Raw genomic sequence first — 9,022 nt, forward strand, 5'->3', positions numbered from 1 at the left:
CCGACCGCGGCTTCAGCACACGCCTCGCCGATTTCAAAGTGGTCGCGCTCGATGCACAGCGGAAAATCGTCTGGGAACGAAACATCAACGCCGTGCCCAGCCCATCCACGCGATTCCGCGTTCCGGCGGAAAAGGAGGTCCGGCTTCAAAATGCGTCCGCCGATTTCAGTGAAGACGGTTATGAAGTCTCCAAGGCCGTCGACGGCAATGGTGACACGAAGAACGGCTGGAGCGTCGGCGGCCGGACAGGCGCGGCACACGCGGCGTCGTTTGAACTGGACGGCAGCCCGATCCGCGAACCGGGATCCATGTTGATCTTCACGCTGAAGTTGAAATCCGGCGTGAATCAGGCCATCGGTCATTTCCGCCTTTCGGTCACGACGCATCCGCCGCCGGTGCGGGAGCTTCCCGAAAGCATCAAAACAATCCTGGCGACGAGATCGCCGGAGCGCACCGACCAACAGCGCGCGGACCTGGCCGGTTATTTCCGGGACTTTGCGCCATCGCTGGCCCGAATCGACGAGCATCTGAAACAGTTGCGCCAGGAACTCGATGACATCAGGCCGGTGGCCGTTCCGGTGATGCGCGAACTTGCCGCTGACCTACGGCGCGAATCGCACGTTTTGCACAAGGGCAATTTCCTGGACCCCGGCGACAAAGTCGAGGCAGGCGTCCCCGCCGCGTTTCCCGCTCTTCCCGCGGGCGCGCCGACCAACCGGCTCGGCCTGGCTGAATGGTTGATGAGCCGTGACAACCCCCTGACCGCGCGGGTTGCTGTCAATCGACTGTGGGCGCAGCTTTTTGGCATAGGCATCGTCGAGACCGAGGAGGACTTCGGCACGCAAGGCTCGCTGCCGAGCCACCGCGAATTGCTCGACTGGCTGGCCGTCGAGTTCAGGGACAACGGCTGGGACGTGAAAGCGATTCTGAAGACAATGGTGATGAGTGCAACCTATCAGCAATCGTCTCGCATTGCGCCCGAGTTGTTGGAGAAGGACCCGCGCAACCGGTTGCTGTCGCGCGGGCCGCGACGCCGCCTCGATGCCGAGATGGTGCGCGACGAAGCTCTTGCACTCAGCGGTCTGCTGAGCCGAAAAATCGGCGGGCCATCGGTGTATCCATGGCAACCCGACGGTCTCTGGCGCGCGGCATTCAATGGCGAACGCACGTGGGCGACGAGCAAGGGTGAGGACCGCCACCGTCGCGGTCTCTATACATTCTGGCGCCGCACGGTGCCCTACCCCAGCATGGCCACGTTTGACGCGCCGAGCCGCGAGACCTGCACCGTCCGCCGCATTCACACGAACACTCCGCTCCAGGCGTTCGTTACCCTCAACGATCCGGTCTATGTCGAAGCCTCCCAGGCTTTGGGCCGCCGGCTGATAAATGAAGGCGGTGAAACCATTGCCGACCGCGTCCGCTATGGTTTGCAACTTTGCCTCGCTCGTCCGCCGAAAGACGAACAGGTCAAAACGCTTGTCGAACTTTACGAGAAGGAACTCTCGCACTACCGTAACGACGACGCAGATGCGAAGAAGCTGGCGACAGAACCGCTCGGCCCGTTGCCCGACGGTTTGAGCGCCGCTGAAGCCGCCGCGTGGACCTCGGTGGCGAATGTGCTATTAAATTTGGACGGAGTGCTGACGAAAGGATGAACCCGCTACGGAAAACGATCGTCGCCGGGCTGGCCACCTCATTGCTGCTGTCCCCGTTTCTTATCTACAAGGAACGCAAGAGTTATCAATGCTCAGACTGCCTCTCCAAGAAGCACGTGTATCAGTGGTACGCTGGGGTTTGGCCTGAGTTTGCCATTCCAGTTTCCTTCCAACGGACGATCGAAGAGAAGTCACGCACTTTGCGGGACTTTGCCCCGGTGAATCACACGCACGATTGGATATTCGCGCAAGGATCGCCGTATATTTGGTTCGGCACGTCGTGGGCAGGATGTGCAATAGGACGTCGCGGATCCATGAACGATTTCGCTCAACGCTACGAAGGGTCTGATAATTTCAGAGAATTCATCCGCAGGAAACAAAGAGAAGGTCTCGACTCGAAGACAGTTTACCAAATGCTCATTTTGCCCCGGACTTTGAAGGACAACCAAATGAACGATTCGAAACTTCTCGGTTACACGAAGCGTTCTAACGAGCTTTCCGAAGAGTACCAACATTGGAATGATTTGAATGCACAGTAGAATTTTACTTTGAACAGACTTACTCATGAAACCATTTTCGTTCCGTCTTGAAAACACCCGCGCCGTCACGCGCCGCGAGTTCTTCTGCAAGTCCGGCCTGAGCCTCGGCGCCATCGCGCTCGGCGGCCTGCTGTCGCGCAATGGCGTTGCCGGCTCCGCCCCCGCGTTCAACGTTGTGAATCCACTGGCGCCGAAGAAACCGCCGTTCGCGCCAAGGGCGAAATCCGTCATTTACCTCGACATGTCCGGCGCGCCGCCGTCGCTCGACATGTTCGACTGGAAACCCAGGCTCGCGGAGCTGAACCTGAAGCCGTGTCCGGAGGAATTGCTCAAGGGCCAGCGCTTTGCCTTCATCAAGGGCGTGCCCAAGATGCTCGGTTCGCCGTACAAGTTCGCGCAACACGGGAGGAGCGGCGCATGGGTGAGTGAGACGCTCCCGCACTTCGCCGAGATCGTGGACGACGTGGCCATCATCAAATCCATGTGGACCGACCAGTTCAATCATGCGCCCGCCGAGCTGTTCATCTACACCGGCTCGCCGCGCGCAGGTGCGGCGTCGATGGGTTCGTGGCTCACCTACGGCCTCGGCACGGAGAACCAGGACCTGCCCGGATTCGTCGTGCTGCTTTCGGGAGGCACGGACCCGACGGGTGGCAAAAGCCTTTGGGGCAGCGGCTTTTTGCCGTCGGTCTATCAAGGGGTGCAATGCCGGTCGGCAGGTGAACCGATTCTGTTTGCGAACAATCCCGCGGGCATGGACCGATCGAGCCGCCGCCGCACGCTCGACGCACTCGACAAGCTGGATGAGATCGAAGCAAAGCAGTTCGGTGACCCCGAGACCGTGACCCGCCTCGCGCAATACGAGCTGGCGTATCGAATGCAGATTTCCGTGCCCGAAGTCTTCGACATTTCCAAGGAGCCGCAGCCGATCCACGAACTGTATGGCACCAAACCGGGCGAAGCGAGTTTTGCGAACAACTGTCTGCTCGCGCGGCGGCTCGTCGAACGCGGCGTGCGCTACGTGCAACTTTACGACTGGGGCTGGGACATTCACGGCACCGGCGCGGGGGACGATCTGCTCAATCAGTTCCCGAAAAAATGCCGGGACGTGGACCGCGCCTGCGCCGCGCTCATCAAAGACCTCAAACAGCGCGGCCTGCTCGATGAAACGCTCGTCGTCTGGGGCGGCGAATTCGGGCGCACGCCGATGAACGAGGCGCGCGGTGGCTCCATCTTTCTCGGCCGCGATCACCATCCTCATTGTTTCACCATCTGGATGGCGGGCGCCGGCATCAAACCCGGCATCGTCTATGGTGAAACCGACGAGCTGGGCTACAGCATCGTCGAAGGCAAAACGTCGGTGCGCGATCTGCAGACAACCATTCTCCATCTGCTCGGTTTCGACGCGAAACAACTCAGCTTCCGGTTCCAGGGATTGAACCAGCGCCTGATAGGGCCGGCAGACGAAGGCGAATTGGTCAAAGGAATTCTGGCCTGAACCGCCAGGTTGACCGGGCATGTTTTGCCACGACGGCGCGCTGTTCAGGCACGTTTCGCGTGCAGGATTTTTTGGATGCACGCTTCCACGGAAACACCGGTCGTATCCAAATCCAGAAAATCCTGCGAAGGCGGCTCGAAGCCGACAGCGAAGTGGTTTTCCCTGCCCCGGACTTCAGTGGTGTGGACGTAGATCTCAAGCACTCTGCTTCTTTTTTTGAACTCTTCACGCATTTCGCGGTAGGGTGAAACAAAGGAAGCGACAACGACGATTCCTTCGTCGTGAAGTTTCATCGCGAGTTGCTGACCCGCTCTGATATTCCTGATCCGGCCTGTTTCCGAAAAGTCTCTGTTGGCCATCAGCTCGCGCAGGAATTCTCCGTCCAGGTGAATAACCGGATGACCAGCCTTTTGCAGAGCCACCTTGAGTGCCATCGCAAGAGTGGTCTTCCCCGATCCCGGTTGACCGGTAAACCAGTAGATCACGCCGGTTACTTCAAGGATGAATCTGGAAGGATGCAAGAGGATTCAGCGTTCACACTTGTTCCACCCGGCAACCCGCGTTCGAAACGCCACCGTTTTCCCCCTCCACAACTGCCGTGCCTCCGGTTAGGCTCAAGGCATGAGCAAGAATCGCCGTGCCCGGGATGCACGCCGTCATCCGGCGCATGGCCCTGCTCAGGCAAAGGACCGGCACATGATACCCGGACTTGGGTCCGACCTGCCGGAGTTGCGACAGGCGCGGGCGCTCTGGCAGCACAATCGGTTTGATGATTCGCTGCGATTGTTTGAGACGGCGGTTCGAAAGTATCCCCAGAATCTGGTCGCCCGGATCGACGGCAGCCGCGCGCTCGGGGCGCGATTTGAGATTTCGCGCGCCGAAGCAATGCTGGACGGTCTGATGAAGCAGGGCGCCCGGCAGGCCGATGTCCTCCACCTCGCCGGGCAGAGTTACCGGATGATCTTCAGGCCTGACAAGGCGATGGACTGTTTCCGGCGGGTGCTGGCCATGACGCGGGAGATTCCGGATGCCTATCTCGAGTTGGCGATCCTCTACGAGCGCCGCCACCGTCTGGACGAGGCGCGTGGGCTGATCGAAGACTGTGTGCGTGGAGATCCCGATTATCTGGAAGCGCACCTGTTCAAGGCCCGGCTTCTGCGACGGATGAAGGAGGAGGCTGCCGCGGAGTCACTGCTTCGTAATCTTGCCGTCAATGAACACGCCCATCCAATGCTGCGTGCGCAGGCGTGGGCCGAAATCGCTCAGCTGCTCGACCGGCGGGAGGAATATGAACCGGCCATGACCTCGATGATGAGTTGCAAAGAGATTCTCCTGCAACACGAGGGCCCCACGCGGCAGGAATCGGAAACGGTGCTCCAGCATTTGTGCCAACTGACGGAGTCGCTTACGCCCGCACACTTCCGACGGTGGCAGGAATCCGCCCGTTCGCGACCGGCGTGGAAAGCGTCCGCGCTGGCCGGCTTTCCGCGATCCGGCACGACACTGCTTGAGCAGGTGCTCGACAGCCACCCCGGACTGGTCAGTTCCGACGAGCGCGAGGCGTTCGCCCGCGACATCTTTCCGGCCATGTGGCTGACGCCCGCGACGCCGTTGCCGACCGTGAACGCGCTCGATGCGATTCCAGAAGAACGCCTCGCCACTCTTCGAGAGCGATACTTCAAATACATGGCGGCAGCGTTGAACGAACCCATCGGCGATCGCATCCATCTGGACAAGAACCCAACGTTGACGCTCGTCCTCCCTGGATTCCTGCGACTGTTCCCGGAAGCGCGGCTGCTGATCGCCCTGCGGGATCCGCGCGACGTGGTGATCAGTTCTTTCATGCAATATCTGCCGCTCAATCCGAACAGCGTGTGCTTCCTGACCCTTGAACGCGCGGCCAAGCGTTACGCCACCGACATGAAGGTCTGGCGAAAACTGCGGGAAATGATCACTTCACCGTGGTTGCAGGTTCGCTACGAGGACACGGTGGCAGACTTGGAAAAGGAAGCCCGGCGCGCCGTGGATTTCCTCGGCCTGCCTTGGGAACCGGACGTGCTGAACTACCGCGAACGGCTCCAGCGGAAGGCAGTCGCGTCTCCGACGTACGAGGCGGTAAGCCAGCCCTTGTACACTCGCGCGATTGGCCGGTGGAAACACTACGAGAAATTCCTCGCGCCCAGCCTGCCCGCACTCCAACCGTCGATCGATGCCTTTGAGTATTGAGCAGCACGCGCCGTTGCCGGCTTTAAGCATCAACTGGCCGACTACCGCAGTTTCCCGACACCCGGTCCGGGTCCGCTTGGAAACGCTTCCGAACAGATCCCAGGTCGCCGGGGCTTCTAAGGTTGTTGAATGCGATAGAATTTCCCCGCGCCGATCGCCTGAACGGTTTGTGGATTGTTCTGGCTCGGCGCCGGGTTCCACGATCCAGTCACGGCAGTTGCCTCCTGAAGTGTTCCAGTGCCGGTCCATGAGATTGTCACCTGGCCGTTCGCCAGCACCGGCGGATTCATTACCGGCAGCGTCACGGCCGTGCGGGCACGGAAGGCCAGCAGCGCGTTCGGATTGGAAGTGTCATTGACCAGGATTCGAGTACCGTCGGGCAGTATGGAAAAGAATTCAAGATCGGCATTGATCGAACTGGGTAAACCGCCATGCCCGGTAACCAGTCGCATCGGATAAACCCCTGCCGTAGGCACCGCGAAGCCGAACAGGACGTCCACCGCACCGAATCCCTTCGGCCCGTTCCATTCCGCGATCCGCGGATGGGTGTCCCCCTGGATCACGGCTGAGACTGGAGTGCCGTTGGTCAAATAGTTTTTAAGCTGCGCCCCGCCATAATTCTCAGCGATCACCGCCACGGGGATTTGGACGGTCGGATCGGCGTCCCCCAGCCGGAAAGGAAAACCGGCGTCGCCGGGCGTGATCTCGAGGACGGCCACGGCGCCCGCCAGTTGCGCCTGCTTGGCGATATCGGCTGATGAGCAACCTGCGACCGAGCTTCCGCGATCCAACAGAACGATCTTGCCGGCCAGCGCCGTGTTGGTTCCGATCTGACAGGCGTCGTCCGGGTTGCCGCTTGGAGTTCCGTACACAACCGGAGCCGTCAGCGGGTTCGAGGGCAGGCTGCCGCCAAACTGAAGCTGGGTGATATTGGTCGCGATGGCCACACAAGGAATGACGAGGTTGGTGGGAGACACCATTGCGAGCGTCGTTGTCCCGGCGGTCGCAGCCGTCAGCCGGAACTGATCCTCATTGTTGATGCCCATCTGGTAATATCCGCTCGCCGGAAAGCGTAAGAATGTCTGCACCTCGTTGATGAAACTGTCCTCGTTCCCCAATGTTCCAGGGATTCCCGGGAACGCTCCGTCATTCGGGAAATTGGCTGTGGCGCCACTTGAGTTGATCCAATTGATGACGTCCGGGATGGTAAACAGGTTTCCCGAAGATGCGCCCGTAAGGTCCGCCACGTTGGCGCCGGCCAATCCAGCGAGAACCGATTCCGAGAATTCAACACTTTCGGGTATGTTCGGCTGTAACGGCACCGGATCCACCGCCAGAAAGTTGTCCACCTGGTACACATGCACATCAAACCCCGGCTTCAAAGCGTCTTCCGAACCGAGCGGGCTTCCCAGATTCGCCGGCAGTGTCAGATAGTCGGCGACCGTAAACCGGAACCGGTTCGTTTGAGTTGTCACCGGCGTTCCATTGTCACTAAAGACGATCTGGTTGGTGTGCGAGGAAAGTGACGGCAAAAGTCCCGCCGCGTACTGAACGAAGGTGTTGGTATCCACTTTCTGAATTGATGGCGACACCAGGGCGCCGTCCACTGACAACTTGATCGAGTTGGTATTGACCGCCGTGGCTCCGTCCTGCAACGCGAAACTAATGTTGACCACCGGGCCGACACTGATCGCGTTATCCGGAGGATTCGCGCTGCTCACGATCGGTCCCGTCGCGCTGGTATCCACCACGTCGAGCGAAACCAGATCAACATAACCATCCGGCGATCCAGATATCGAGGTGGATTGGATGGTAACCCGGGCAGTGCGGGCACCAACTGGAATCGTGCCCGACCGCACATCTTGGCCCCAATCCTTGGCATCCGTGTACTTTGGGTTGGCACCCGGGGTTGGCCCGGTCGGCAGAGCCGCCACAAAGTCAAAACCGCCCAGTGGCGTCGGTCCACTCAGAACCGCATTCGCGCCATCCAGAAACTCCAGGGTCAATTCGCTATAGTCCCCCTGACTCAGGTAGCTGCTGAACCACGCGGACATCGTAAATCGGCCCTGCCCAGCGTCGATTTTCACGGGAGTAAGACCCGTTGCGGCCGTCAGACTGACCGACTGCACCACTGTCTGACTGCTTTGGGCCACCCCTGAGACGCCCGTAGGGTACGGTCGCAAAAACTGGAGACCACAATTGGTCGGTCCCGGCAAGGCATAGAAGGTCGAGTAGAGGTAGGTGCTGAAGGTGCTCCAGCCGCCACCCACTCCGGGCGAAGGCGAGCCACCCACTTTGATAATTGGTTGACTGCTGTTGACGGTGTTCTCAAAGCTGCCGTCGAGGATCAGTTCGGTTGCGTCGGCTCCCCCAACGAATGTCAGCCCGCCCGCCAGTACGGCCAACCCCATTTTTCTTGTTGATCTGTTGTTTCTCATGATTATTCAGATTTCGTCGACGCATTTCTGTAATTGAGACCCGCGCTGTTGGCCTTGTTCCTTTGCTTTCGCAATTGCAGGCAACAGCAGCGACGCAAGGATGGCGATGATGGCCATTGCCACCGCAACCCGGTCAACGTAAATCCCGCCGCAGGTTGTCGCGTCTTCTTGCATGAAAACGCGGACAGCACAGCCGGTTGCGGCTGTCGATGGTTCGCCATTTTTTGCGATGATGGTGGCAGTTTACGACGGAGGTGCCCGCGGACAATAGCCCGTCTTGGGGGACTGACCGGCGCAACCCCGTCACATGACTGTAACAGGATGGCGGTGCCAAGCGCTTAACCATTCGAGACGCAATCTGGCGGTCGTGGGGCTGGTGTCCAAGCAGCGTCCAAGCTGTGCATTCAACGTCCGACCGCAAGGCCACGGACAGGTTCACAACTTTCGCGCGGCCCGGCGCGCGGCCCGGTTTCTTTCGGGAGTGCTCTGGAAGTGAAATCCGCCCGCTTTGGATCCGAAGGAATGAACGGGTTTGACGGGCCGAGCCAGGTAGCACGCGCTAGCAATTCGATGGTGCCGGGTCAGGATTGGCGGCGCAACCGAAAGCAACCTTACAACCGGGAAACAATAGTAATTAAGGGATTGACCGCGATTGCCCTTCCTGTT

The 9,022-nt window shown here is 59.8% G+C and carries 7 protein-coding genes; 4 read left to right on the forward strand and 3 right to left on the reverse strand.

Annotated elements, in window-relative coordinates:
- From VN887_12200 to VN887_12210, 3 genes are all read left to right on the forward strand, one after another.
- Positions 1-1,655 (forward strand): DUF1553 domain-containing protein (locus VN887_12200; GenBank protein HXT40765.1); only part of this gene is annotated, 1,655 nt, incomplete at its 5' end.
- Positions 1,652-2,194: a hypothetical protein gene (locus tag VN887_12205; GenBank protein ID HXT40766.1), complete on the forward strand. Its 543-nt coding sequence runs from the start codon at positions 1,652-1,654 to the stop codon at positions 2,192-2,194. The genes VN887_12200 and VN887_12205, both read left to right, overlap by 4 nt.
- Before the next feature lie 25 nt (positions 2,195-2,219).
- The gene (locus VN887_12210) at positions 2,220-3,692 is read left to right on the forward strand and encodes a DUF1501 domain-containing protein (GenBank protein ID HXT40767.1); all 1,473 of its coding nucleotides are present in this window, start codon (positions 2,220-2,222) and stop codon (positions 3,690-3,692) included.
- A 44-nt stretch (positions 3,693-3,736) separates the two neighbouring features.
- On the opposite strand, the gene VN887_12215 is transcribed toward VN887_12210, so the two are convergent.
- A complete protein-coding gene (locus VN887_12215) occupies positions 3,737-4,213 on the reverse strand; it encodes an adenylyl-sulfate kinase (protein HXT40768.1) in 477 nt (158 codons plus the stop codon).
- A gap of 100 nt (positions 4,214-4,313) precedes the next feature.
- Between VN887_12215 and VN887_12220 the strand changes: the two genes are divergently transcribed.
- On the forward strand, positions 4,314-5,918 hold the full coding sequence (locus tag VN887_12220; GenBank protein HXT40769.1) for a sulfotransferase: 1,605 nt from the start codon (positions 4,314-4,316) through the stop codon (positions 5,916-5,918).
- A gap of 116 nt (positions 5,919-6,034) precedes the next feature.
- Here VN887_12220 and VN887_12225 read toward each other — a convergent pair whose 3' ends face one another.
- Both VN887_12225 and VN887_12230 read right to left on the reverse strand, forming a co-directional pair.
- Complete coding sequence (locus VN887_12225) at positions 6,035-8,356, reverse strand: PA domain-containing protein (protein ID HXT40770.1); 2,322 nt, start codon at positions 8,354-8,356, stop codon at positions 6,035-6,037.
- A gap of 6 nt (positions 8,357-8,362) precedes the next feature.
- A complete protein-coding gene (locus VN887_12230; protein ID HXT40771.1) occupies positions 8,363-8,530 on the reverse strand; it encodes a hypothetical protein in 168 nt (55 codons plus the stop codon).
- Positions 8,531-9,022 lie beyond the last annotated feature (492 nt).

It is taken from the genome of Candidatus Angelobacter sp., from assembly GCA_035607015.1.
Taxonomy (GTDB): domain Bacteria; phylum Verrucomicrobiota; class Verrucomicrobiia; order Limisphaerales; family AV2; genus AV2.